Here is a 24,157-nt window from a genome sequence, read left to right as displayed (position 1 = left end):
GGAGAGGGGCATGATCATCCCGGTAGCCGGATCTCCACCCGGGCGCCCCCCAGGGCCTCCGACGTCCCGACGGTCAGACGCCCCTCATAGGCACTGACGATCTCGTTCACCACCGCCAGACCGATCCCCTGGCCCGGCACCGCCTCGTCCAGCCGGCCGCCCCGGGCCAGGATGACCGGGACCCGATCCGCCGGGATGCCCGGGCCATCATCCTCCACCTTCAGCACCAGCCAGCGCCCTTCCATCGCCGACGCCACCCCGACCCGACCGCGGCCGTATTTCCAGGCGTTGTCCATGAGGTTGCCCAGCAGTTCCATCAGATCCCCCTCGTTGCCGCGGAAACGACTGTCGGCGGAGACCTCATCGAACAGGACCACCCCCTTGTCCGGGTAGACCTTGTCCAGGGTCCGGCCCAGACGTTGCACCAACGGTGCCACCGCCATGGGCGCGGCCAGGGCCCGGTGACCGGCGGTGGCCGCCCGCTGTAGCTGATAGGCGACGATCCGGTCCATGCGTTCCAGTTGTTCAAGATCCTGCCGGCGGTCTTCATCACGACGGGATTCCAGACTGCCCCGCAGGACCGCCAGCGGTGTCTTGAGGCTATGGGCCAGATCCGCCAGGCCGTCGCGATACCGGGCCAGCTGGGCACGCTCCTGTCGCAACAGGGCATTGAGGTTATCGGTCAGGGCCTTGAGTTCCACCGGATAGCGACCGGTCAGGGCGGATTGCTGTCCCTGCTCCATGGCGCGCAGCTCACGTGCCACCCGCCGCAGCGGAATCAGGCCCAGATACAGGGCCAGGGACTGGGCCGCCAGCAGCAACACCGCCAGCACCGCCAGCCAGCCCCACAGGCTGCGCCGGTAGGTACGCAGTTGAGCCTCCAGACCGGAACGGTCCTCGCTCAGGGTGAAGGTCAGAGGCACCACCCCACCGAGGGTTTCCCAATCCACGGTCATGCGGGCCATGAAGGCGCGCTCGTCCGGTTGCAGTCCATAATGGGTTCCCAGGGCCGAGGGGGACCGCCACAGCGTATTGCCGGCTTCATCACTGATGCGGGCATGGAGTCCCGAGTCCGGCAGCATGAGACGGGATTCGGGCAAGCGATCCGGCAGGCTGACCCGACCGGCCGGGTCCACCTCGGCCACGCCCATCAGCAGGAACAGCTGGGCCTGCAGGCGTTGTTCCACCGCATAGACGGCACTGTCCCGGAACGCGCGCTCCAGGGCCAGGGCGGTCATGACGGCAAAGACCGCCACCACCAGGGCGGCGATCAGGCCGACCCGCAGGGTCAGGGAGTTCATGCCTGATCCGGGGGCAGGGCCAGACGATATCCCCGTCCCCGCAGGGTCTCGATGGGGCCGAGCCGGCCGTCCGGGTCCAACTTGCGGCGCAGGCGGCCGATGAGCACCTCCAGCACGTTGCTGTCCCGGTCCTCGTCATGGGGGTAGAGATAGTCGGTGAGGCTCTGCTTGGAGATCACCTGTCCGGGATGACGGGCCAGATGTTCCAGCAGACGGTATTCGAAGGTGGTCAGCCCGATCGGCTGTCCGGCCATGGTCACGGTCTGGGCCTGGGTATCAAGCACCAGCGGCCCGAAGGCAAGCCGACCATCCGGTCGCCCCGCGGCCCGCCGCGCCAGTGCCCGGAGACGGGCGATCAGCTCTTCCATGTGAAACGGCTTGACCAGATAGTCATCCGCGCCGGCCTCCAGACCTTCCACCTTTTCCTGCCACTGTCCGCGGGCGGTCAGGATCAGGATGGGCAGTCGCCGTCCCTCGGCGCGCACCTGGCGGATCACCTCCAGGCCGGGCAGACCGGGCAGGCCCAGGTCCACCACCGCCGCATCGGCCGGATACTCCAGCAACCGATAAAGACCGTCGCGCCCGTCACCGCTGGTATCCACCATCCAGCCTTCCTGCTCCAGCCTTTCCCTGAGCCGGATCTGCAACGCGGTTTCATCCTCGATGATCACCACGCGCATGGGGCTTACTGCCACTCACCGGTGACGGCATCCACCAGGATGTTCCGCACCCGCTGATCGTCGGTGAGGATGCGGATGCGATGCACCCGGCGACCGTTCTGGATCTGGGTCTCCGCCGACAGGACCCGCCCCCCGATGCCGGCCTGAACCAGGGCCACGGCTTCATCGAGGGACACTTCACCCGACGGCTCCTGCACCGGAAGCAGCAAGGCCGGACGGGACGGCTCCACAAGGGTGGCGGCACCCGCCGGGAGTGCCAGCGACAATGCCAGGCACAGCCACCATCCCGAACCTTTGGTCGGGATCAGGGCATGGCGATGGCGGTGGCTGCGCTGCATGGGTCCGAGTGTACCAGTAGCTATCGACGGGGTCAGGCCCGCCACCCTTCCGATTATTGATACTCCCCCACCCCTGAATGGCGCCTGAACCCCTCGTCATGAGGCCGTGAATCAGGTATACAAAGGGGCATGGATAGCATCGGCTGGATCATCATCAGTCTCATCACCCTGTTCCTGCTGGGACAGTTCGCCCTCGTCTATCGCACCCGAGGCATGCAGGGGCGACCGGCCCCGGACCTGAGCGATCTGATCAGCGAGGAGCAAAAGGCCCACGAGACCCTGTATTTCTACTTCCACAGCCCCCGCTGCGGCATGTGCAGGGAGGTGTCCGCCGTTCTGGACCCCCTCATGTCCGAGCGCACCGACATCATCGGCATCGACGTGAGCCGTCGCCCGGACATGGCCCGGCGGTTCAAGGTCATGGGCACCCCCACCCTCATGCGGGTACGGGACGGCCGGATCGAGAAGGTGCTCATGGGTACCCGTCACGAAGACGTCGTGCGCGCCTTCATCGGCTGAGCGCGCCCCGGCGCAGGAATCCTCCTCATGCAACAAGATCCCGCAGCCCTGCGCGCCCATCTGCAAGGCGAAATGGGCGTCATTACCTGGCCCGAACTGCAGACCCACTTCGCCCGTGGCGCCCTGCTGGCGGTCACCGATTCCCTGGATCTACTGGATGTCGCCATGGCCCTGGTCCGGGATGACCGGGATACCGTCGAGGACTGGCTCAGGTCCGGTACCCTGCGGCAGCCCGGCATCGAGCATGCCCGCGACTGGGAAACCCGTCGCCCCCGGTTCCAGGCCGTGGTGGTGGCGCCCTGGGTGCTGGTCAAGGAATCCGCCCACTGACGGCTCGGCCCTCCTGCGGTCCCCCCCGTGATCCGTTATCATCAGGGTTTGTAACCTCTTTGAAGGAGGAGGCAACCATGATGCAACTCAGCCCCCGCTTCGTCTGCGGGATCATCAGTCATGCCCGGGAATTCCATGCCCAGGAAGACGTGATGCTGCCCGAGGAACCGGACAACCAGAACGACGGCTGGATCGACGAGGCCCTGGCGGAACACGCGGACAATCCGGTGTACCTGGAGATCAAGAACACCATCGACGAGCTGGAGCCGGAACTGCAGGCCAATCTGGTGGCCCTCATGTGGCTGGGCCGCGGGGACTATACCGAGGACGAATGGGACGCCGCCCTGGAAGAGGCCAAGGACAACTGGACCCCCCGTACCGCCGACTATCTGCTGGCCACCCCCATGGGGGCCGACTACCTGGCCGAAGGGCTGGCCATGCTGGGCCATTCCTGCGAGGACGACGAATAAGACCCCGTCTGAACATGGACATCCTCTACAGCATGCGCCTGCAGGCACGCTTCAACCGCTGGTCCAACAGCCGGATCCTGGAATGCTGTGACGACCTGCGGGACACGGAGCGCAAGCAGGAGATCCCGGGACCGCAGGCCTGGTCGATCCACGGCCTGCTCAACCAGATGCTGCTGCAGGACCGGATCTGGCTGGGGCGCATGCTGAACAAGCCCTATGTGTACCGCTCCCTCGACCAGGTGCTCTATACCGAATATGCCCTGCTGCGCACCGAACGCCTGCGCACCGACAGCGAGATCATGAATTTCGTGCAGAACCTGGCCTATCCCAACCTGGACCGGCAAATCAGCTTCCGCCACGAGCGCAGCCAGCGGGAATGCACCCTGCTGCTGGGGGATTGTCTGCTCGGCATGCTCCACCACCAGTCCCTGCAGCGGGGGCGGATGACCGTCCTGCTGTCCCAGCTTGGCGTGTCCATGGCCCCGCTGAACATGAGTGCCATGCCCGGCATTGTCGAGTAACCCCTTTCACACCCCCCTTTTCAGGTACCCTCCATGACCAACCACCCGACCCTGATCCGCTCCGTCACCTATCATGGCCTGGAGCCGGGTGCGCGGCTCATCGTGCTGGGCGCCGTGCATGGCAACGAGACCTGCGGCACCCGGGGCATCGAGCGGGTGATGGCGGAACTGGACTGTGGACAGCTGACCCTGAACCGTGGCCTGGTGACTTTCGTGCCCGTCACCAATCCCCTGGCCTTCAGGCTGGGGCAGCGCATGGGGGAACGCAACCTCAACCGCAACTTCCGCATCAGCGACACGCCGCTGGATTTCGAGGATCGCATCGCCAACCGCCTGGGGCCATTGCTGGCCCAGCACGAGGTGCTGCTGGACCTGCATTCATTCCATACCCCGGGGGAGCCCTTCGTCATGCTCGGCCCCCGGGACAACGAGGGCGCGCTGGAGCCCTTCACCCACGCCGCCGCCGAGGAGGCCCTGGCCCGACGCCTGGGGGCACGTCGCATCGTCGAAGGCTGGCTGGATACCTATGCCCGGGGCGTGGCCCGGCGCCTGCGCAATCCCAATGCGGACCTACGCGCACAGATGCTCAGCACCGACCCCAGCTACGGTATCGGCACCACGGAGTTCATGCGCGCCCGGGGCGGTTATGCCCTCACCCTGGAATGCGGCCAGCACGAGGCCCCGGAGGCACCCGCGGTGGCCTACCAGGCCATCCTCAATACCCTGGCCCATCTGCGGCTGGTGGACAGTCTGCCGGCACCCGCCCCGAGGCAGGATCCGGAGGTGCTCAGGTTGGTGGACGTGATCGACCGGGACCATCCGGAAGACCACTTCAGCCGCCAGTGGACCAGCTTCGACCCCATCCGCAAGGGAGACGAGATCGGCCGGCGCCACGACGGAACTCCGGTGCTCGCACCCGCGGATGGCTTCATCGTCTTCCCCAACCCCAATGCCCTGCCGGGCAACGAGTGGTTCTACCTGGCCGAAGCCAGTGCACGGATGAACACGGTCTAACCGCCGTTACGCTTGCCCCGCTTCTTGCGCGCCTTCTCCACCACCGCCAGCTGGGCCATGGCCTGCAACAGGACGGCGTGGGCCTCGTCACGGTCGGTGTAGAGCACGCTGTCGCGCATCACGTCTTCCGCCCGGCGCTTGGCCTCCCGGGCGGCCTCCTCATCGATGTCCTCACAGCGCATGGCCGTGTCCGCCAGCACGATCACCCCGGCGGGCTGGACTTCCAGCATGCCTCCGGAGACATACAGGTAGTCTTCCTCGTCGGAGCCGGCCGGGATGAAGCGCACGACACCGGGACGGATGGAGGTCAACAGGGCGGAGTGGCGGGGAAAGATGCCCAGCTCACCATTGGCGCCGGTGATGCAGATCTGGTGGACCTCTCCGGAATAGAGCCGCTCCTCGGCACTGACGATATCCAGCACCATGGTGGCGCCGGTACGCGGCATTCTCGACACGGTCACGGTCTGCTGCTCCCTCTGGACAGGTGTTCGGATCGGGCAAGGCCTGCCTCCTTCATCGCCGACAGGATCATGGCAGCAACCTTGTCCCAGTCATGAAGCTTGTCGGTGTTGATGGTCAGGTCGAACTGGGTCGGATCGTTGGTACGTCTCTGGATCAGGCTCCAGAGAAACTGCTGGCGCTGCTGGTTGATGGTCTCCACCTTCTCCCTTGCCTCGTCCTCGGACAAACCTTCCTTGGCGGCCACCCGCCGGGCGCAATGCAGCGGAGAGCCGCAGATCCGTATCCGGAAAGCCCCCCGGTCACGCAGGAACACATGTCCGCCCCGCCCCATGATCACCCCGCCCTCCGCGCTGATGGCCAACAGGACGTTCACCAGGGCCTTGCGATAGGTCGTCATGAAATAGGCATCCCCGGACAGGACCGAGTAAATCCATGTGCTCTTCCAGGCCGACACCTTTTCATCCAGTTCCCGTAGCAGTTCCCGGTCCTGCTCGGTATGCTTGGCCAGCCGCTCCAGCAACACCTCGTCGAAATAGGATACCTTGAGCTCACGGGCCAGTATCGCGGCAATTTCCTCCCCTCCGGCGCCGTAGTCACGGGCCATGGTGACCAGGGGCATGGGCCTGGAAGCCTCCCGACCCGAAGTATCCTTGCCATAGGTCTGCGACCGGATGTATCGCTGGATGAGATCATTCACATCATGATGCATGAGGCACCTTAAGTCTGACTCCGGATGTCCTTCCATGTTACTCAGCCTGGCATGAACAACGCCATCCTCCCGGCCCTGTCATCCGCGCTTGGCACGCGGACCGGGCGGGCCGGGCATCGTTTCCAATCCACCGCGGGCAACCCCTCCCACGGTGTTTATCGACCCAAAATGCCGGTCAGGATTCCGGCAAAGGACAGTCAAGCATGAACGACGAGAACCAATTCTTTCGCCCCGTGGGCGAGATCTGCCAGCGTCAGGTCGTGACCTGCCGGCCCGGCGAAGGGCTCGTTGATGTGGTAAAAGTCATGAAGGAGAAGAACATCTCCAGCGTGGTGGTCTGCGATGACGCCGGTGCCCCCATTGGCATCATCACCGACCGGGACCTGAGGAACAAGGTGGTGCCGTCGGGACGGGACCCGGGTTCCTTCAAGGTGGCGGACGTGATGAACAGTCCCCTGACCACCATCCGTGAAGAAGACGTGCTCTACGAGGCGCTGTACCAGATGTCGCGGCAACACATCCACCGTCTGGTGGTGGTGTCCGAGGACGGCGCCCTCAACGGGATCATCACCGACACGGACATCCTGCGCATGCAGAATCATTCGCCCCATCAATTGGTGCGGGACATCGAGAAGGCCGGCACCCCCGAGGATCTCAAGGTCCTGCATGCCCGCATTCAGGATCTGGTGGTACGACTCAGCGGCACCACCACCGGGATCCAGGATCTGGTCAAGCTCATTGCCCATCTCAATGACCAGATCCTGCTGCGCCTGATCCATCTGGTCCGGGAGACCCGCTTCCCCGACCTGCCCCGGGGTTTTGCCTTTGTGGTGATGGGCAGCGAGGGACGCAGCGAGCAGACCCTCTCCACCGACCAGGATAATGCCATCGTCTACGCCGATGATCTGTCCGAGGATGACATCAGGAAGATCGAGGCCTTTTCCAAGGAGCTCATCAAGCATCTCATCGAGATCGGCGTCCCTCCCTGCCCCGGTGGCATCATGGCCAGCAATCCCGCCTGGCGACGCAGTCTTTCCGGCTGGTACAAGGAGCTGGATCAGTGGCTCACCACGCCCAGCCCGAAAAACATCCCCAATGTGAGCATGTTCGCCGACCTCCGCACCCTTTACGGCGATGCCTCCCTGGAACGCAAGCTCAAGGCCCATATCTACCACCGCCTGGCGGAAAACCGGCTGTTCATCATGCGCATGGCGGAAAACATGCTGCGCTTCACCCCGCCCCTGGGCTGGCTGGGCAAGATCAAGACCGGTACCCAGGGCGCCCCCCGGGGGGAAGTGGACCTGAAGAAAGGCGGCATTTTCGCCCTCACCGACGGCATCAAGGCCCTGGCCCTGGAACTGAACGCCCTGGACGGGGGCACCCACCAACGTCTCCAGGCCCTGGTGAAACAGGGGGTGCTGAAGCAGGATCAGGCCGGCGATCTACAGGAAAGCTTTGATTTTCTGGTGCTGATGCGTCTGCGAGCCCAGGTCCGCTCCGTGGAGCAGGGGAAAAAACCGGACAATTGCGCAGCCCTGGAGCAACTGAGCCAGATGGAACAGGTGAAACTCAAGATCGCCTTCGAGGATGTGACCAAGTTCCAGAGCTTCATCAGCGGTCACTTCAACCTCAGCCTGTTGCGCTGATTGCAAGGCAGACCGGATGCCAACCCAGCCCCCCGCCCAACTCCCCGTCGCCACCTATTCCATCGTGGCCCGGGACCCTGCCAGCGGTCACCTGGGCGTGGCAGTCCAGTCCCATCACTTTGCCGTGGGCAGCGTTGCTCCGTTTGCCCGGGCGGGTGTGGGAGCCGGCACCATCCAGTCCTTCGCCAAGCTCATTTATGCCACCGAAGGCCTGCGCCTGATGCGGGACGGCGCCAGTGCCGGCGAGGCACTGCGCCGCCTGCTGGCCCGGGATCACCACATGGATTACCGCCAGGCCGCCATGATCGACACCCAGGGAGACGTGGTGGCCCATACCGGCCGCCTGTGCATCGACGAGGCCGGTCACTGCCTGGGGGATGAGTACGCATGCCTTGGCAACATGCTGCTCAATGACGGCACCTGGGAAGCTATGGGACGGGCCTACGAGGCCGCCGAAGGTGATTTTCCCCATCGCCTGATCAGTGCCCTGGAAGCCGCCCAGGCCCAAGGCGGCGATCTGCGGGGACGACGCTCCGCCGCCATGATCGTGGTCAGCGGCAGGGCCACCGGAGACCCGGCCCAGGACACCCTTCTGGATCTGCGGGTGGAGGACCACCCCACCCCGGTCCGGGAGCTGAAGCGCCTTGTCATCCTCAAGGAGGCCTACGAATTCAATACCCTGGGCGGGCATCATCTGCGGCATGGTGAATACGACAAGGCCATTCAGGCCTTCACCCGTGCCGAAACACTGGCCCCGGAAGAGGATGAACTCATCTTCTGGCGATCCGTGGCCCTGATCAATGCGGGCCATGAAGCCGAAGCCCGCGCACTGCTCGGGGCGCTGTTCCAACGCGCTCCCCACTGGTCCCTGCTCCTGAAGAGGGTGGCAAAAAGCCGATTTTTGCCCGATGATCCGGCGTTGATCCAGCGGCTGCTCCCGCCACAATCCGGCACATCCTGAATCCGCCCCTGACTTGACTGTTCTCCCCCCTCACCACATTCCGGGCAATACACGGCATGACGTTCGGTACTGAAGAGATCCTCATCGGCCTGCTGGTCACCCTGATCGCCGGCCTGGTCCACGGCGCTTTCGGGCTGGGTTTCCCGATGATCGCCACTCCCATCCTGGCGCTGATCACCGACGTCAAGACGGCCATTCTGCTCACCCTGGCCCCCAATATCGCAGTCAACGTCTGGAGCCTGATCCGGGGCGGCAACTGGCTCGGCAGTGTGGCCCGCTTCTGGCCGGTGGCGGTATGGATGCTGGTGGGATCGGCCCTGGGCACCCTGGTGCTGGTGGCCATGGACCCTAATCCCTTCCGTCTGCTGCTGGCCGCCACGGTGGTGCTCTACCTGATGTCCGACCGCATCAAACGCATCGACTGGAGTTGGATCGGCCGCCATCCCCGTCCCAGCGGTGCCGGGGCCGGTCTGCTGGGAGGCCTGCTGGGGGGGACCGTGAACGTGGGCGGCCCGGTGATGATGATCTATTTCCTGGAACTGCGACTGGCTCCCGTGGTCCTCGTCCAGGCCATCAACCTGTGCTTCCTGCTGGGCAAGGGGACCCAGGCCATCACCTTTGCCTTCCTCGGCATGCTGGGACTGGACCTGCTGCTGATTTCCCTGCCCCTGGGCATCGCCGCCCTGATCGGACTGCGCGGGGGTATGTGGATCCGGGAGCGGGTGGCCGCGGACACCTATCGGGGCTGGCTCAAGGGTCTGCTGTGGATCCTGTGCATCCTGCTGGTGGTGCAGTTCTTCCGCGAACTGGGATGACGGCGGGATGGTCCCGGAAGCGACAGGCAATCCGCTCCGGGACCATCGTGACGCGGATTACTCCTTGGCCTGGTCCTTGCCGGCAGACATATCCTTGAGTTCCTGCAGCAGTTCCCGGAAACGCTGATCCAGACGCTGCATGGCCGCTTCCTGGGCCAGTCGCATGGATTCAAAGGTTTCCCGGGTATGACCGCTCATGCGGTCGTAGACCTTGCCCACCATTTCCACCTGCCTGGCCGGCAAATCGTCCTGTTTTGCCTCCCCCATGGCACGGGTCATCTCCGTGGCCTCGTTCATGGCCTGGCTCAGCATCTCCGTCTGCCGCTTCATCAGGGCCTCGCTGCTTTCCATCATTGCCCGGTTGGCGGCCATCATGGCTTCCACGTTCTTCTTCTGCACTTCCATCAATGCGGACATGTCCATGTGCGGGATCTTGAACTGCTTCATGAACTCGTTCATCTGATCCATATAACGCTGAGGATCCATCAGTTTCATCAGCTCGGACATGTCGAACGGATTTTTCTCTTGCGGCATGGCTGCGATCTCCTTCTCTGGTTACAGGGGAATACGGGATTGATCCTACCAGAGGTAGAGCTTAGTCCAACGGACAGGACTCGCTTGCGTGCGCCCCCATTTTCAAGGAAATACAGGCCATCATCAGCCCGTGACAACCCTGTGGATAAACTGTTTTGAAACCGTGGGCAAGATTTTCCCACAGACTTATCCACAATCCTCGCACAATTTCCCGCTGGGTTACCCGCAGATTTCCTCACACGTTAAAATGTGTATAACGTGTTGAAATTAAAAATTTTTGAAATTCTTTTCCCCAGGCAAGGCGTCCCCTTATTACAATCATTAAAAAGATTTTAAAAAGATAGTGATTGTACAGAAACCGTGTCATCCACAGCTCAGGTGCCGTTTTGGGTAATGCGATTCGCCTGCAGGCGGATGGTTTCCGCTTCAATCCGGACCTCGCGCCCCTGGATCACCAGATCACCGTCGGCATCGATCAAAATGCAGGCGCTGTCGTCACCGATACGTATCCCCCCGGCCGTGGTTTTCCACAACATGTCCCCCGCGACATGAAATTCCGCGTCACCGCGAGGGACGCGGCAGTGCAAATGACCCTGTTCCGACATCAACGCCAGATCGGCGCCGGCATTGAGTGTCATCGCGCCTTCACTGTGCTGCAGCATGTCCCCCCGACGGGTTTGCAGTTGCAGGTCTTCTCCGGCTTCCAGCAACAGGTCTCCCGCCGCCTGCTGACGGATGTCTCCGGACTCCGTGATCAACAGAACATCACCTCGGACCCTGACTCCCTGGTCACCGCCGATCTCCACTTGCTGATCGGTGCCGATATCCAGGTGCATGGCTCGCCCTGATTGCCATGCCATCTCGCCACGGCGGGTCTCCAGGATCAGCCTGTGGGTATCCTGTGCGGCATCCAGAGTGAGATGCAGATCCGCGTCATGGGCCGCCAACCTGAGCTGTTCCCTGCCGGCACGGTCATCCATGCACAGTTCATAGCCTGCCGGCGTGCGCAGCAGGTTCTGACCGGCATTGTCGGCATTGACGGGCGATGGCTGATCACGATTGGGCAGGGCACCCAGGATCAGCGGACGATGGGGATCGCCGTTTTCAAATCCCACCAGCACTTCGGTACCGGGATGAAGCGGAAAATGAAAACCGCCCCCGGGGGCCGCATAGGGGGTGAGTAGTCGTACCGGAGCACTGGCACGGCCGATGGGATGAGGCGTATCGTCAAAATCGAATCGCAGCCGGTAGCGTCCCTGTTCATCCAGCATGGGTCCTTCTTCCGGATCGCCATCCACCCTTGCCACCAGGCGCCCGTGGACACGGTGCGGGCGATAGCGGGGTCGAAACGGCTGCTCCACCGGCAGCAGGTCCACCCTGACTCTTGGCCCCGGTCGGTGCTCGCAAGCTCCCCCCATGGGCATGGCATGGGCCTGCGAGGCTTCCATGTCCACGCGCACGACCACATAGGTGTGATTGAAATCGGAACAGGGATGTCCTTTCAGGGACAGCCGCTGGCCGGGTTCCAGATCCGTACAGTGGGTATGGATCCGTATCTGCCGACGCTCACAGTCCAGGGCCTGCAGGCGGAGCCATGCAAGCCGCTCGCCTTCCTTGATGTCCCGGAATCCGGCACCCCAATGCGCTTCCGTGCCCTGGCCCGGGATACTGTCCACGGTGACGGCATGAACCGGCGCCAGGGATTCCGGCCGCTCCGGGTCATGATCCCGCAATGTGACCCTCTCCGGCAGCAGTCTGGCCGCGGCGGTGAGTCGGTGGAAGCCGTGCAGGTCACGGACTCCGCCTCTGAGAGGCTCGTAGCGCAGCGTTCCCGCCCCGTCGTCAACCGCGCTACGGGAATCGTCCTGAATCACCAGCACGGGCTTCTCAGGCCCCTGCTCGAAGCGGTAATGCAGTCCTTCAAAGGCCAGCAGACGTGAGATGAAGGCAAGGTCGTCCTCTTCCAGCTGGGCGATGAAGGGATGAACGGGGCATTCGCCGGTACAGGCAACGCGCCAGTCGCCCTGTTGCCAGCCATGACCGGCCAGGACACGTTCCAGGATCCGCGGGACATCGAGTCGGGTGAAGACCCGCTGATGGCGGGAGCGGGCCAGAGGACCCAGAGGGGATTCCAGGGACAGGCGCAGGTAATGACCGGCCGGGCCCCTCTCCAGATCCACCACCCCGGTGATGATGCCGTGAACAGGGCGTCTCCTGCCGGCCACCAGCAGGGTCGCGTGGCATCCCGGCACCCATGGCGCGGCCATCGGTGTCGACGTCACGCAGTCCACGGTGATCCGATAGGATCTGGACAGACCGTAATCCCGCCAGTGAAAACCGACCACCTCCGGCTGTGGTCCGGGGTGCCCCCGGATCTGCAGCCGGTGACGGGATGTGTGTCTTGAATGGGGCATGGTGCCGGTGGGCATCGTTTCTGACTCCCTCAGGGGCGTGTGAGTGGGTGCGGTGCCAGGCTGATCACCGGGGGTGCATCGGTACCGGCACCCTCGCCCAGGATCGAGTTCAAGCCGAGGCTCAGATTCTCGCTCCCCAGGCCCTCCGGGGATGTCGGCGTGAGTCGAAGTGCCACCTCGAACGGGGTGGAGGGTCCCAGGTAGTCCCGTATTTCCCGGGTGAGCGACGCGGCGACGTCATGCCATGTCGTGATCCCGCACGGCGGCAGGGGGCCGATGTCGATGCGTAGGCCTTCGGGGACGCGGGCTTCCTCGCCCAGAGCCGCATCTCGGCCCAGGCAGGCCCCGGTGTGACGGCCCAGGCGGGTCGGTTCCGGTAATGGACGGCGACAGTACCAACCAAGATGGATGGTCACTTCAAGACCTGGCATCTCCATGTCTTCCAGCCGGCGCTTGATCCTGACCTTCAGTCCCGCGGCGGTGGGGAGACCGGTGGGTTTGAGTGCGTTCAGATAGCGCAGCAAGGGAGGCGGTCCATCTCCACCGGCCGGAAGATGGGGGCGTGACGCCAGACAGGCCCGGAGCATCTGCCCCTGAAGGGGGCGGTCAAGGAGATCCAGAAAGGCCCTCAGGGTCTCGGCATCGGGATCCTCGCGACAGAGTGCTTCCAGGTCTTCCAGGGGCAACGGGGAATGGGCGCCCCGCAGCCCCGGCAGCGAGGTTTCCATCCTGTCCCCTGCCTCGAGCCGACGGACCCTCGCGACGGGGCCGGCGGGAAAGTCCAGGTCGGCGGACGGGACGAGGGTCGGCAACCCGGCTCCGGCGGCGGCCAGGTTCACCGACAGTTCCAACAGGCCGAATGCATGGGCGGGATGGGATGGGAGGTTCATTGCGGCATGAGGGGATGATCCGGGAGAACGGGCCAGCCGATGTCCTGCCCCCCGGGATGGGCCTTGAGCCGCAGGCGGAGACACTGATGGATGGGGGTCTGCATTGACAGGCTACAGGCCAGTATCTGCCCGAGCAGGGCGGCCTCCCCTCGACCGGCAAAGACGCCCAGGTCGAGGGTCACGCAGACCGTCTGGCCGGCGCGCAAGATACCCTGGTGCCATTGGGTCATGGGGATCGTTTCCAGGGTCAGGATGCCGGTCGACAGGTGCGGGCGGGCGGGACTCCGGCTCCAGTCCGCCAGGCTCAACCATTGGCGCAGGTCGGTCGCGGATGCAAGGCCGCCCCGCTGCATCGAGACATGCTGGATCAGGGTCCAGCGCCAGTCACCCCGTGTTGGCGCGGGATAGAGCCGGCCCGGTCTGGACAGCAGGGAGATGCTCAGGGCATTGCCCGGATCCCGGACGGCTTCCAGCGCGGTTCCGGCAGCGAGATGATCATGGGGGTAATGCCCGTTATGGGCCAGCACCCGGCAGGACAGGGTTTCGTGGCGAGGGGCCTGTACCGGGTCCAGCCCAAGCCAGAGTCGTGAACGGCCGCTCGCGTCGGGGCGCGTCAGGGGTTCGTATCCGGCCTGGGCACTGTCCGTCGTGGTTGTCGAGAACAACAGCGGATACCGCCGCTGTCGGCCGCTGACGGTATCCAGCCCCTGCACCCTTTCCACCCGGTAGATCTGCAGGGATTCCTGGCGGCGGTTGTCCACGGTCAGCGGATATTCGGCCCGCCGGGGGTCCCGTACCAGGGGTTCCGCATCCTGTTCGAAGAGATTGACCGCCGCCACGCAGTGAAGGCGCAGGGCGTCACGATAGCGAGAGGTGGCCGCGGACAGCCTGCGCCCGAGGGTGATTCCGAGGCGGAATCGGCGGGTGCGGCGCGGCAGTTGCCAGTGGTTTCCAAGGAACAGGGTGATGAAACGGAAGCGGTCCCTGAAATGGAAAAAGTCCTGCAGCAGATTGAAGCCCGGTGAATCTGTCTCCCGATATTCGGGCCTGACCCCGTACTGCCAGAGGGAATAGGCGGGACGGATGCCCACCGCGTCGCCCAGGGCCGTCTCACGGATGCCCTGGGCAGGGTCTTCCAGCAGATGCACCGGTCCGGTGGCGGTCAGCAGATGATCCAGCAGGGACATGTCCGGATCGCTGTCCGCGGTGACATGCAGATCCAGCGCGGTGGGCAGCGGATGTGCCGGGTCATGGGGTTCGTGAAGTTCCAGGTCCAGCATCAGCACCCCCCCCGGAGCGCCTGCCCGGCGGTAATCGATCCCCGCAAGCCGCAACGGTTGCAAGGTAGCCGGCCACAGGGTCTGAAAGCGGCAACGTGTCTGCTCCGCACCCACCGGCGGACTCTGCACCAGGGTACCGGCCGGAAGCGTGAATGCCTGTCGGCGGGGGTGTCGTTGGGTCAGGTCCAGTATCGTGCAGGCCGGATAGGGCCGCAGGGCCTCGGGCCTGAGGCGGGTCAGCAGGCCGGCACAGATATCGGGTTGATCCTCCTCCATGCGCCGGTTTGCAAGGGCACTGAGAAAGGCCATGCCCTGAAACAGTCGCTCTACCCGGGGATCACGGCCTCGGGGATCCTCCAGGGCCAGGGCATCGGCCTGCTGAGGGTGGGCCCGGGCGAACTCGGCAGCCGCCCGGTTCAGGCTCAGTAGCGCTTCGTCGTAATGTTCCCCGAGATCCCGGTCGGAGGCGGTCAATGGGGCAAACAGGTCCTGCAAGCTGTCCATGGCGTTTCCCTGCCGGTGCCGTCGTCGTGCCCGGATCCGGGACATGCCGGATCCGGGCGGCCTGATGCCGATCAGCGATTTTCCACCCAGGAATCCTGGAACTCGATGTTGCCGTCCACGTAGGTCCAGGTGATGCGCCCATACCGCAGGGCGACCTGTTCCAGGTGGGGGTAGCGTTCCTTGTCCAGATCCTTGACGTTGTGCATCACCGGCTTGACCGAGGTCACCTTCACGTCTTCGAGGCGGTGGCGGAAGTACTCCCGTTCGGTACCGCTGTCGTCGATGCGGTACCAGTGGATGACCACCTCCTTAAGGGTCTGCCCGTTGCTGCAGGCCTTGTAGAGATAGGGGGAGACCTTGTCGAAGGTCTTGGTGAAGCGCAGGGGTTCATGCTTGCGGGTGCCGGTCAGGGCGCCCGTATCCGAATCGGTGGGGATACGGATCTCGTGATCGAGCTGCAGTACTTCCACGGTATGGCGTCGACCGGTGATCTGTACCGGACCTTCCACGGGGGCGCCCTGGTCGTCGCGCAGGCTCATGTAGGCGGGAATCGGCATCTTTCAGGGTCTCCTTGTCAGGGGGGATGGGCTATCCATGGCAACAGTGATGTTCAGTCCCGGGATCGGGGCATCTGGGCCAGCAGGGAGAGGCGCACGTCCACCCCCTCGATCTGGAAGTGGGGCATGACCTGGAGGGTCACGGCGTAGAAGCCGGGATTCTCGGGTATTTCCGCTACCGTCACCCGGCCGTCCCGCAGGGGATGGGTGGCCACCAGGGTCGGGTCAGGATCGCGCATGCGGGTCACCAGCCCCTGCAGCCACTGGTTCAGCTCGTCTTCCAGGGTTTGCCTGGACTTGGCGGCACCGATGTTTTCCCGTTGCAGGATCTTCAGGTAATGGGAGATCCGGGAGACCAGGAAGACATAGGGCAGACGGGCATTGATGCGACTGTTGGCGGTGGCTTCGGCAGCGGGATATTCCATGGGCTTCTGCACCGAACTGGCGGAGAAAAAGCAGGCAAAATCCCGATTCTTGTAATAACTCAAGGGGATGAAGCCAAGTTTTGCATATTCCATTTCACGGGTTTCCGAGATCAGGAACTCCGTGGGCATGCGGGTCTGCAGGCCATGACCGAGGTCCACCTGATGCAGGGGCAGATCACGGACCCGCCCCCCCGATTCGGGCCCCCGGATGTTCACCGCCCAACCATGCAGCCGGAAGCTCTCCGCCATGTTGGCGCCGAAGGCGAAGGCGGCGTTGCCCCAGAGATACTTGCCGGCATCCTCGCCACTGACGTCTTCCCGGTAGCACAGACCACGGACCGGATGATCATTGCCCCAGGGCAGACGCAACAGGAAGCGCGGCAGGGTCAGCCCCACGTAGCGGGCATCCTCGGTTTCGCGAAAGGCATTCCAGCGAATGAAGGCGGCCTGCTCCATGTAGCTGGAAAGATCCTGAATGCGGGGCAGGTCCGACACCTGTTGCTTGCCGAAGAAGGCAGGCCCCACCGCGCCGATGAAGGGGCAGTGGCAAGCGGCGCAGACCCGCGAGATCTCCCGCAGCAAGCCGATGTCCCGTGCGGTATTGTCAAACCGGTAGTCGGCGATGATGGTGGAGACGGGCTCGCCGCCGGGGGTATCGTACTCCTGCACGTAGAGCTGACGATAAAGACCGCTGCGGCTGGTATCCGGAGCATCCTCGAAGTCTTCCTGGAGGGCTTCCTTGCTCAGGTCCATCAGCTCCACTTTCACGTTGGCCCGGCGATCACAGCGATCCAGCAGGAACTGAAGACTGAGCCAGGCCGATTCCAGGGCCTGGAATTCGGGATGATGCAGGATCTCGTCCAGTTGGTGACCGATCCGCTCGTCCAGACGGGCGATCAGGGCGTCCACCAGGGTCTTGTCGATACCCTGCTCGCCCGGCGTCGGATCTTCCAGCAACTGCAGCAGCACCCCCAGGGCCGCGGTCAGCCGGTCACCGGCCGAAGTCTCACTCAGGTGCGGGTCATCACTGAAATGGTCCAGGTTGACTGCCTGCCGCGGGGGTTCCACATCCACGATCCGGCACAGGCGCTGGTAGGGACCGGTCTGTTCCCGGGCATGTTGATCGACGGCTTCCATGACACTCATGACCGACCTCCCTGTGACGGCATCGGATCTTCTCCATCGCCGGCGGCTGCCAGCAGCGACTGCAGATCCCTGTTCAGGTGCTCAAGATCCTGACGATCCTGGAGGATGCGTTCCAGTTCACGACGAAAGCCGGCATTGTCCAGCATGCTGGCCTTGAGTTCCCGGAGCAGGTTGCGCATCGCCACCAGTCTGGCCAGGGGCTTGATGCGGCCGGCGACCGCTTCGGGACGAAAATCCCGCAGGCTTTGAAAGCACAGGGAGACGGGGATGTCGCCGCCCTGTGAATCGATCCGGTTGGGCACGGTGAAGCGGAGCGCCGGCGCCAGGGTCTGCAGGACGGCTTCGAGATTGTCCCGACTCACTTCAACGCGAGGACGGTCCGCGACCTTGCCCTGGGTCCGTCCCCGGCTGAAGTCGCCGATAACGAGGGTCTTGAAAGGCAGATCCACCTTGCGGGGCGTGCCGTTGCCATCCACATCCAGGGTGATGTTCACCCTGGCCCTGGGGATTTCTTCCTGAAAACTGGCGGTCATGTCGGGACTCCTGTCCGGTTGAGGTCCGATGGTTGATGGTTCAGGCGGGTTCGATGGCCGGCAAGGCCATGGCCCGGGCGGGATCGACGGCGCACAGACGCCGGGCACAGGTACGGGCCAGGTCCGGATCCAGGGCCACGGCGGTGCCGTGCAGACGCTCCAACAGTGCCGTGGCAATCCCGGGATCCCAGTCCAGTACGTGAATCTCATCCAGTTGCCGGTACAGATTGACCAGCAGGTCATGGGCCACGTCCCTGCGTCCCTGGCGCAGGCAGAGGTCCGACCGCAACAGCCCGAGCCGCCAGCGATCCTGTAGATTTCGGGTCGGCAACCGGTTCAGGCTGTCCCAGTCCATGTCCGGGGACAGCCTGGAGGGCATGGTGGTGGAAGCGGAGGGATCAGGGGCATCCGGCGATCCCGAAGGCACCTGGAGGGCGGACGTTGCCGCCGGGGATGCCGACAGCCAACGGCGGGTGGTCTCGTCCATGAAGGGGCGCTTGTCTTCGAAGCTCAGCGCTTCCAGTCCCGGCAGCCGCTTGAGCAACAGCCGTACCGACTCCCGCAGATGGATGGCAAGTTCCGGACGGCCCATCCCGTCGGCGGCCCGGGCCAGCCGATGCTGCAGGTCAAGGGCCAGGTGAAAACCCGGTTCGAAGAAGCATTCCGCACCACACTGGAAGGCGGCCTCCCAGTCATCGGCACGGATGAGCCTTTCCAGCCCCGCCCAGCTTTCGGCGCGGGGGGGCGGAATCCGCGTCACACCTTGCCGGGCCGGGGGCAGACCCAGACTGCCCCACCGCACCGCCTGCGCCAGGGCGCAGGCCTGCAGCAGTTCGCCTTCGGCCAGGAGGTGATCATGAAAACCACGAATGCCTTCCAGCCAGGCATCCGGATCGGCGGACGACGAGTCGGCGGTCATCGATTCCGTCCGGGCGGATGACCCTTCTGCCCGATCCCCGGACGTCACTTTCGTCGCCTGCACGGCCGGATCCTGCCGGATCCGGGCCTGACATCGGTCCATCCAGCGGCGCAGGACCCCGCAGGGCGGCGCCTCCGCCGCCCCTTCCGGATCCTGGGTCGTCAGCGCCTGCACCAGATCCTCCAGGGTGGCAGCCAGGACATCGGCCTCCCGCGGGTCCGGCCCTACAGTCTGCGCTTCCAGCAGCCCTTCCAGTCGTTCGTTATCCAGCCAGGCCACGGCGGCTCGACGCCGTGTGGGCGGGCGCGGGTGACAGTGTTCCCAGTGATTCCGGACCATGTCCCGATAGAGTCGCAGCCCCGCCGCCAGACCCGCATGACCATGGCGCGTCACCAAGGCCAGGAACAGGTAGCCGACAATTCGCAGGTCCTTGGCCTGGCACCGGAGAAAATCAGTGCAGGTTTCGATCAGGTGGTCGAAATCCGTACCCTGGAGCTGTTCGAACGCCTCCTTGATGGCGACGAAGCCGTCGGTGAACCGGGGGTCTTCGTCACAGGTCATTCGACCGGGAGCGACGGCATCTTCAAGCCGTGTCATCAGCTGAGTCGGCAGTGGGGCTGGATTCATCCCGAACTCCGTTGAGAAAAGGGCGAGCGGCCGAGACGAAAATCCTGGAACAGGGTCTCGTGGATGAAGTTCTGGCGTCGATCGGCCCGCAGGTGAAAGCGCAACTCCACCGAGTCATCGCCCTCCCCCGTGAGAGGCCAGCGGATGGTGTACAGATGGCTGTCGTTGTGCTCCGGGTCCAGCGCCGCCACGTGCAGCAAGCGGAACAGAGCCCAGATCCCCGCCTCCCGAAATTCCCCCAGCGGTCGACCGTCATGGTCCAGCGCCATCACCCTGGCGCCAGGACTGCGGATGTCTCCGGGCCAGACGAACTGGCGCCATTCCTGGGGTTCGTTGCGGTAGCGGTATTGCTGGCCATTGGTTTCAAACCGCATTTCACTCAGCCCCGGATGGGGAATGGGATAGAGATGAAAGGCCAGACGCGGTTCATCCCCGCCGTCGGCAAACAGGGCGCTGGTGAGCCGGTCTGCCCGCTCCAGATCCTGCAGGAATCCACGGGAAAAACCGGGGCCGATACCGATCCATTGTCGTGACTGCCGGCGTCCCTGGCGTTCCGTCAGGAAAGGGTCTAGGTAGTCCTGGGTAAAACGCCACAGGCGGCCTCGTTCCGGATGGATCAGGTCCACCAGATCCACGAGGGTGGCGTCTTCCCCCCGCGGATGAAACGGAAAGCGTCGGGCCAGTCGGTCCTGATATCCGTCGTGGACCTGGCTTTGCCAGATCCTTTCCAGGTCCACGGTGGCTTCCCGGATCACGGTGCGCCAGCTCTCCCGCACGATGCTCCGCAGCAACGGTTCCAGCAGGCCGCAGCCGCTGTTTTCCTGGCCGGAAAGACGGGAGATGCCCACCCAGGCCTGGTGCAGTGCCGTGCCGGCAGCCTGCCCGGAGAGCAGTGCGGCCGCATGGAGCCGCGCCTGACCGGCGGGATCCGGTGCCGTGGCCATGCCCTGGATCTCCGCCTGCACCGCGACCAGCAGCTCAAGGCAGGGCGACAGGGAGGGGGCTTCCGGAGAGAGTGTGTCATCCCCACCCCGGATGAACAGATCCTCACCGGCACTGCGGACGGGGACGAGATGGCGTGCCATTGCTTCCAGCGGCACACCATGGCGAGCTGGTTTCTGCTCGGCGGCCTGCTGGGTGTGCAACCACGCGGACAGGCGAATCAGGGTACCGTCATGGTCCGCCGTCAGGGTATGAAGGGCGTCAGCCAGGGTTTGCAGGCGGGCATGCGGTTGGAGTTCCAGTCCCCCCAGAAAACGTCGCCAATGGTGTTCATGATCCTCGGCATAGCGATGATGCAGGGCCCGGATGAGGGTGTCCTGTTGCTCCACATCATGCTCGCCGGGGGTGTGCTCGGGACCGTGGGTCACCCAGTCACCCGTCGTGGCCATGTGCACCAATGCGGGAATCTCGCCATGGATCAATGTTTGCCTGACCGCCGCGGTATGGAAATGCGGCAGGGAGTGATTGACCCGCAGATACCGTGCGTGCTCACGGCCCAGCACCCGGGCAAGATCCACGCTCCCCTGCTCCGCTCCGACCATGGCCTGCAGACGCCCGTAGAGGCTGTCCAGGTCGCTTTCTCCCTGCAGACGGGTCCGGGCTCGGGCCACAAGCCCCGCATCGGGGCCATGGGTCGGTTCCCGGCCATGCCGCGTGACGGCTTCCAGCCAAAGATCCGTGGGCTGGGAGGAACCGGCGGCAGAGGGATGGCCAAGGGCATCCCAGTATTCACGCAGAACCGGAGCCGTCACCCGGGGATCCAGGTGTTGCCTGTCCGTGAGCATCAGGTAAAGCCGCAGGTGCTCATGATGGGTCTGGCGCAGTGCCGGATCCCCGGCTCGTGACGGATCGTCCCACTGGGCGTCCAGGGCTTCCAGCTGATACGCCAGTTTTTCCAGAACCTCGGGGATGAACCATCGGTCCACCATGGTGACGAGGGCTTCCTCCAGCAGCTCGACCTGTTGTCGAAGCCACGGACGTGCGGACAGGTATTGCCATTGCCCCGGACCGGCGGCCGCCTGCAGTTGCCCGTGGGCCGTTTGCAGGGAGAATAGATCTCCGGCGACCGTGTGGATGTCGGCGGTGGCGGATTCTCCAAGTCCGTCCAGGGCTTGCCCGGCTGCCTCCATATGGGTCAGCAGTTCGGTCCGGGACTGATGGATGTCGTTGAGTACGGCGGCCGCCAGCCCCAGGCTCATCATTGACAGGATACCGGCCAGGGTCAGGGCAAGGCGCCGCCGCCCGCGCCGCCGGAGGCTGGGCGTCACCTGATGTCGACGGGGCAGGATCAGCTCATGCCAGAGCCCATGGACAAAGGAGGGGTCTTCGGCCGCCGAGGTCAGTCCCAGCCCTGCCAGTCCGATCGGTTCCTGGCCGGGGGCGTGCTCAAGCAAGGTCCGCAGGAAGTCATTCAGGGCGGGTGTCAGCCGGGACAACTGAAAGGGAAACAGCATCAGTCGGGACCGGCTCACTGGATCGGTGCAGGTCCTGAGTCGGCGCAGACGCTGGCCCTCCAGCCGCTGCCGCAGCGTCTCCATGCCTTCCGGAAAAGCGTTTCCGGCATCGTCGTCCGGAGCGAGGCTGATGCCGAAGAATCCACGACGCTCCTCGCTCGACACGGCCTGGACACACTCGTCGAAGCCAGGCAGTTCGTCGGCATGATTGATCACCAGATGGACGGGACAGCGCATCCCCAGGGTCTGGTGCAGCCCATCCAGACAACGACGCAGCGGGCGCGCCCAAGCCTCCGTCCCCGGGCTACCGTTTTCCGACAGCGCACGGGCATCGAGCACTATCACGATGCCGTTGATTCCGGATCGGTGACGATGCCTTCCCAGCCATGGCAACAGGGCATTCAGGGGTGGCGTTGTGTCCGGACTTGGGCAGGTCTCGATGTCCAGTGCCAACATGACGCCCTGGTCGCTCACCCGGTAGCGAAGAGGGGCATCATCCGCCCCTGTTGTCGGAGGCTCCAGGGATAGCCCGCTGTGCCGGATCAGGCTGGACTTGCCGACGCCCGCGGGACCAAGCAGCAGGAACCAGGGCTGCTCGCCATGGTGGCGCCTGCCGCCCCCCTGCCCCTTTCGACGGGATTGAAGTTCCCTGTCCAGATTTTCCAACTGGGCCATGATCCGGGTGGTCCCTGCATCGGTACGTTCCCGGTTCATTGAGGGGCCTCCGCCGCCGGCCGAGAGGCTGTCTCGAATCGCTCCAGGGCCTGGTGTAGACCATCCGTCCCGGCCTGGAACAGCCGCTGGGTCTGCAGCCCCTGAAACAGGGTCACGGCCAGGATCAGGCTCAAGGTCATCAGAATGATGCCTGTCGGGGTAAGACGCCCCGTGCCGGCCGGCATGTCCTGTGGTGTTGCGATAACGCCGAGGTCCGGTTCCACCGGCTCCCGCAGGGCTTCGACCCGGGTGCACAGGTCGGTGGTCAGGGCATGTAGAGGCTGCTCGCCCCGCAGGCGGTAGATGCCCCGGAATCCCATTTGCAGGCAGGCAAGATACAGTTCCAGCAGGGTCTGATGGGCCCGCGGGTGGCGTCTGAATTCATCCAGATGACTGAAGAAGCGTTCTCCTCCCAACTGATCACCAAAGGTGGAGAGCTGCAGGGTGTCATGCAGCCATGGTTCCCGTCCGGGCCAGGCCGAACACAGGACCAGCTCATCCACCAGGGCCGCGAGGGCAAGCATCACGGCTTCCCGCGCGGATTCCGGCAGGGCAAGGTCGGCAATGGATTGCTCCACCTCCCGGAAGGTGGCGCGCAACCGCCGGTCATGGTCATCGGGCAACACCCTGGCCTGATCCGGATCCAGCAACACAGGCAGCAGGGCCAGCAGAGGTTCACTGCAACGCAGACAGGGATTGTTCGTCATGGACTGGTTTCCAGGCATGCCAGCGTCAGGTGCAGGTCACCCAGGGTCGGCGGCACATGGATACCCAGCGTGCCGCTGCGAAGCACCTGCTCCCATGCATCACCAAAGGCTTCCAGGCGGAAACATTCCTGGCCCTGCGCCAGAGTCAGCGCCCTGGGGGGGCGTGGTTCATGACGCAGGGGGACCCCGGGCAGGGCCGCCTGGAGGCGAAGATCCAGCTGCTCCCGGGCGGCCAGCTTGAGCTGACGGGGAAGATCCTCGATCCAGGTATCCGTCGGGCGGTCATGGGCTGCCAGCAGGTACAGGGTATGTCCCGGTGTCAGTGCCGGCGCCAGGTTGTCCGCTTCCAGCCGGGCCTCGGAGTGACGGATGAGCACCGGTGTCGGTCGGGTGTCGGGCATGAGGCATTGCAGCTGCAGATCCAGCTGTGATTCCAGTACCCTGAAACCCGGTCCGGGGTCTGCTGCCTCGAAGGGCGGGGTCAGTCGGCCCTCATCGGTGTCGGCCATGAAGACCTGGAGTTCGGCGACTCCCTCGGTCAGTGCCAGATGCAGGCGCTCCGGCGTCAGACCGGGCAGGGACGCGAAGTGCAAGAGCCGTGCGTGCAGCCGCCGGAGCATGCCTAGCTGATGGCGGCGGGACAGGGCCTCGGGCGCGGTTTCCGGCAACTGCCGCAGACGGTCGC

General features: G+C 64.4%; 24 protein-coding genes. 8 read left to right on the top strand and 16 right to left on the bottom strand.

Going from position 1 to position 24,157, the window contains the following annotated elements:
* Positions 1-14: 14 nt before the first annotated feature.
* The 3 genes from ECTPHS_RS11425 to ECTPHS_RS11415 are packed head-to-tail and all read right to left on the bottom strand — an operon-like array spanning position 15 to position 2,319.
* Entirely contained in the window at positions 15-1,301 is a 1,287-nt protein-coding gene (locus ECTPHS_RS11425; protein ID WP_008932907.1) for an ATP-binding protein, read from the bottom strand.
* Positions 1,298-1,981 (bottom strand): response regulator transcription factor, encoded by a 684-nt coding sequence (locus tag ECTPHS_RS11420; protein ID WP_008932906.1) that lies wholly within the window; start codon positions 1,979-1,981, stop codon positions 1,298-1,300. The genes ECTPHS_RS11425 and ECTPHS_RS11420 overlap by 4 nt, the downstream gene beginning before the upstream one ends.
* Positions 1,982-1,986: 5 nt before the next feature.
* Entirely contained in the window at positions 1,987-2,319 is a 333-nt protein-coding gene (locus ECTPHS_RS11415; protein WP_008932905.1) for a PepSY domain-containing protein, read from the bottom strand.
* A 129-nt stretch (positions 2,320-2,448) separates the two neighbouring features.
* Between ECTPHS_RS11415 and ECTPHS_RS11410 the strand changes: the two genes are divergently transcribed.
* The 5 genes from ECTPHS_RS11410 to ECTPHS_RS11390 all read left to right on the top strand — a co-directional run bounded on the left by ECTPHS_RS11410 (position 2,449) and on the right by ECTPHS_RS11390 (position 5,173).
* A complete protein-coding gene (locus ECTPHS_RS11410; RefSeq protein WP_008932904.1) occupies positions 2,449-2,838 on the top strand; it encodes a co-chaperone YbbN in 390 nt (129 codons plus the stop codon).
* A gap of 27 nt (positions 2,839-2,865) precedes the next feature.
* A complete protein-coding gene (locus ECTPHS_RS11405) occupies positions 2,866-3,168 on the top strand; it encodes a DUF2288 domain-containing protein (RefSeq protein ID WP_008932903.1) in 303 nt (100 codons plus the stop codon).
* Between the two features lie 77 nt (positions 3,169-3,245).
* Positions 3,246-3,638, top strand: a complete 393-nt coding sequence (locus ECTPHS_RS11400) for a DUF3775 domain-containing protein (RefSeq protein WP_008932902.1) — start codon at positions 3,246-3,248, stop codon at positions 3,636-3,638.
* Positions 3,639-3,652: 14 nt separating this feature from the next.
* Positions 3,653-4,159 (top strand): DinB family protein, encoded by a 507-nt coding sequence (locus tag ECTPHS_RS14080; RefSeq protein WP_008932901.1) that lies wholly within the window; start codon positions 3,653-3,655, stop codon positions 4,157-4,159.
* Positions 4,160-4,192: 33 nt separating this feature from the next.
* A complete protein-coding gene (locus ECTPHS_RS11390) occupies positions 4,193-5,173 on the top strand; it encodes a succinylglutamate desuccinylase/aspartoacylase family protein (protein WP_008932900.1) in 981 nt (326 codons plus the stop codon).
* Here ECTPHS_RS11390 and ECTPHS_RS11385 read toward each other — a convergent pair.
* Positions 5,170-5,634 (bottom strand): F0F1 ATP synthase subunit epsilon, encoded by a 465-nt coding sequence (locus ECTPHS_RS11385; protein WP_246828361.1) that lies wholly within the window; start codon positions 5,632-5,634, stop codon positions 5,170-5,172. The two genes, ECTPHS_RS11390 and ECTPHS_RS11385, sit on opposite strands and share 4 nt — an antisense overlap.
* Positions 5,631-6,344: an AAA family ATPase gene (locus ECTPHS_RS11380; protein WP_008932898.1), complete on the bottom strand. Its 714-nt coding sequence runs from the start codon at positions 6,342-6,344 to the stop codon at positions 5,631-5,633. Before ECTPHS_RS11380 ends, ECTPHS_RS11385 begins: the two co-directional genes overlap by 4 nt.
* Before the next feature lie 203 nt (positions 6,345-6,547).
* Between ECTPHS_RS11380 and ECTPHS_RS11375 the strand changes: the two genes are divergently transcribed.
* From ECTPHS_RS11375 to ECTPHS_RS11365, 3 genes are read left to right on the top strand one after another with little or no spacing between them, the layout of a single operon-like run.
* A complete protein-coding gene (locus ECTPHS_RS11375; RefSeq protein WP_008932897.1) occupies positions 6,548-7,990 on the top strand; it encodes a DUF294 nucleotidyltransferase-like domain-containing protein in 1,443 nt (480 codons plus the stop codon).
* Between the two features lie 16 nt (positions 7,991-8,006).
* Positions 8,007-8,951 (top strand): DUF1028 domain-containing protein, encoded by a 945-nt coding sequence (locus ECTPHS_RS11370; protein WP_008932896.1) that lies wholly within the window; start codon positions 8,007-8,009, stop codon positions 8,949-8,951.
* A gap of 56 nt (positions 8,952-9,007) precedes the next feature.
* Complete coding sequence (locus ECTPHS_RS11365) at positions 9,008-9,766, top strand: sulfite exporter TauE/SafE family protein (protein ID WP_008932895.1); 759 nt, start codon at positions 9,008-9,010, stop codon at positions 9,764-9,766.
* A gap of 57 nt (positions 9,767-9,823) precedes the next feature.
* On the opposite strand, the gene phaP is transcribed toward ECTPHS_RS11365, so the two are convergent.
* From phaP to tssK, 11 genes are all read right to left on the bottom strand, one after another.
* On the bottom strand, positions 9,824-10,300 hold the full coding sequence (gene phaP, locus ECTPHS_RS14075; RefSeq protein WP_008932894.1) for a TIGR01841 family phasin: 477 nt from the start codon (positions 10,298-10,300) through the stop codon (positions 9,824-9,826).
* A 374-nt stretch (positions 10,301-10,674) separates the two neighbouring features.
* Entirely contained in the window at positions 10,675-12,729 is a 2,055-nt protein-coding gene (locus ECTPHS_RS11355) for a type VI secretion system Vgr family protein (protein ID WP_008932893.1), read from the bottom strand.
* Positions 12,730-12,743: 14 nt separating this feature from the next.
* Complete coding sequence (locus ECTPHS_RS11350) at positions 12,744-13,604, bottom strand: type VI secretion system baseplate subunit TssG (RefSeq protein WP_008932892.1); 861 nt, start codon at positions 13,602-13,604, stop codon at positions 12,744-12,746.
* Positions 13,601-15,388 (bottom strand): type VI secretion system baseplate subunit TssF, encoded by a 1,788-nt coding sequence (tssF, locus tag ECTPHS_RS11345; protein WP_008932891.1) that lies wholly within the window; start codon positions 15,386-15,388, stop codon positions 13,601-13,603. Before tssF ends, ECTPHS_RS11350 begins: the two co-directional genes overlap by 4 nt.
* Positions 15,389-15,459: 71 nt before the next feature.
* Positions 15,460-15,945: an Hcp family type VI secretion system effector gene (locus ECTPHS_RS11340; protein ID WP_008932890.1), complete on the bottom strand. Its 486-nt coding sequence runs from the start codon at positions 15,943-15,945 to the stop codon at positions 15,460-15,462.
* A gap of 53 nt (positions 15,946-15,998) precedes the next feature.
* On the bottom strand, positions 15,999-17,516 hold the full coding sequence (tssC, locus tag ECTPHS_RS11335; protein ID WP_008932889.1) for a type VI secretion system contractile sheath large subunit: 1,518 nt from the start codon (positions 17,514-17,516) through the stop codon (positions 15,999-16,001).
* Positions 17,513-18,049: a type VI secretion system contractile sheath small subunit gene (gene tssB / locus ECTPHS_RS11330; RefSeq protein ID WP_008932888.1), complete on the bottom strand. Its 537-nt coding sequence runs from the start codon at positions 18,047-18,049 to the stop codon at positions 17,513-17,515. The genes tssC and tssB overlap by 4 nt, the downstream gene beginning before the upstream one ends.
* A gap of 40 nt (positions 18,050-18,089) precedes the next feature.
* The gene (locus ECTPHS_RS11325; protein WP_083838840.1) at positions 18,090-19,595 is read right to left on the bottom strand and encodes a TssA family type VI secretion system protein; all 1,506 of its coding nucleotides are present in this window, start codon (positions 19,593-19,595) and stop codon (positions 18,090-18,092) included.
* Positions 19,592-22,765 carry a type VI secretion protein IcmF/TssM N-terminal domain-containing protein gene (locus ECTPHS_RS11320; RefSeq protein ID WP_008932886.1) on the bottom strand — a complete coding sequence of 1,058 codons (3,174 nt, stop codon included), beginning with the start codon at positions 22,763-22,765 and terminating at the stop codon, positions 19,592-19,594. The genes ECTPHS_RS11325 and ECTPHS_RS11320 overlap by 4 nt, the downstream gene beginning before the upstream one ends.
* A complete protein-coding gene (icmH, locus tag ECTPHS_RS14070) occupies positions 22,762-23,472 on the bottom strand; it encodes a type IVB secretion system protein IcmH/DotU (protein ID WP_008932885.1) in 711 nt (236 codons plus the stop codon). Before icmH ends, ECTPHS_RS11320 begins: the two co-directional genes overlap by 4 nt.
* A partial coding sequence (gene tssK / locus ECTPHS_RS11310; protein WP_008932884.1) for a type VI secretion system baseplate subunit TssK occupies positions 23,469-24,157 on the bottom strand: 689 nt, incomplete at its 5' end. The genes tssK and icmH, both read right to left, overlap by 4 nt.

The organism is Ectothiorhodospira sp. PHS-1, from assembly GCF_000225005.1.
Classification (GTDB): domain Bacteria; phylum Pseudomonadota; class Gammaproteobacteria; order Ectothiorhodospirales; family Ectothiorhodospiraceae; genus Ectothiorhodospira.
Note: the sequence above shows the minus strand (reverse complement) of the source record. Positions and strands in the feature narration are given on the sequence as shown.

Coding starts and splice junctions, on each gene's coding strand:
- ECTPHS_RS11425 (WP_008932907.1), bottom strand. CDS start 1,301: ATGAACTCCCTGACCCTGCGGGTCGGCCTGATCGCCGCCCTGGTGGTG.
- ECTPHS_RS11420 (WP_008932906.1), bottom strand. CDS start 1,981: ATGCGCGTGGTGATCATCGAGGATGAAACCGCGTTGCAGATCCGGCTC.
- ECTPHS_RS11415 (WP_008932905.1), bottom strand. CDS start 2,319: ATGCAGCGCAGCCACCGCCATCGCCATGCCCTGATCCCGACCAAAGGT.
- ECTPHS_RS11410 (WP_008932904.1), top strand. CDS start 2,449: ATGGATAGCATCGGCTGGATCATCATCAGTCTCATCACCCTGTTCCTG.
- ECTPHS_RS11405 (WP_008932903.1), top strand. CDS start 2,866: ATGCAACAAGATCCCGCAGCCCTGCGCGCCCATCTGCAAGGCGAAATG.
- ECTPHS_RS11400 (WP_008932902.1), top strand. CDS start 3,246: ATGATGCAACTCAGCCCCCGCTTCGTCTGCGGGATCATCAGTCATGCC.
- ECTPHS_RS14080 (WP_008932901.1), top strand. CDS start 3,653: ATGGACATCCTCTACAGCATGCGCCTGCAGGCACGCTTCAACCGCTGG.
- ECTPHS_RS11390 (WP_008932900.1), top strand. CDS start 4,193: ATGACCAACCACCCGACCCTGATCCGCTCCGTCACCTATCATGGCCTG.
- ECTPHS_RS11380 (WP_008932898.1), bottom strand. CDS start 6,344: ATGCATCATGATGTGAATGATCTCATCCAGCGATACATCCGGTCGCAG.
- ECTPHS_RS11375 (WP_008932897.1), top strand. CDS start 6,548: ATGAACGACGAGAACCAATTCTTTCGCCCCGTGGGCGAGATCTGCCAG.
- ECTPHS_RS11370 (WP_008932896.1), top strand. CDS start 8,007: ATGCCAACCCAGCCCCCCGCCCAACTCCCCGTCGCCACCTATTCCATC.
- ECTPHS_RS11365 (WP_008932895.1), top strand. CDS start 9,008: ATGACGTTCGGTACTGAAGAGATCCTCATCGGCCTGCTGGTCACCCTG.
- phaP (WP_008932894.1), bottom strand. CDS start 10,300: ATGCCGCAAGAGAAAAATCCGTTCGACATGTCCGAGCTGATGAAACTG.
- ECTPHS_RS11355 (WP_008932893.1), bottom strand. CDS start 12,729: ATGCCCACCGGCACCATGCCCCATTCAAGACACACATCCCGTCACCGG.
- ECTPHS_RS11350 (WP_008932892.1), bottom strand. CDS start 13,604: ATGAACCTCCCATCCCATCCCGCCCATGCATTCGGCCTGTTGGAACTG.
- tssF (WP_008932891.1), bottom strand. CDS start 15,388: ATGGACAGCTTGCAGGACCTGTTTGCCCCATTGACCGCCTCCGACCGG.
- ECTPHS_RS11340 (WP_008932890.1), bottom strand. CDS start 15,945: ATGCCGATTCCCGCCTACATGAGCCTGCGCGACGACCAGGGCGCCCCC.
- tssC (WP_008932889.1), bottom strand. CDS start 17,516: ATGAGTGTCATGGAAGCCGTCGATCAACATGCCCGGGAACAGACCGGT.
- tssB (WP_008932888.1), bottom strand. CDS start 18,049: ATGACCGCCAGTTTTCAGGAAGAAATCCCCAGGGCCAGGGTGAACATC.
- ECTPHS_RS11325 (WP_083838840.1), bottom strand. CDS start 19,595: ATGAATCCAGCCCCACTGCCGACTCAGCTGATGACACGGCTTGAAGAT.
- ECTPHS_RS11320 (WP_008932886.1), bottom strand. CDS start 22,765: ATGAACCGGGAACGTACCGATGCAGGGACCACCCGGATCATGGCCCAG.
- icmH (WP_008932885.1), bottom strand. CDS start 23,472: ATGACGAACAATCCCTGTCTGCGTTGCAGTGAACCTCTGCTGGCCCTG.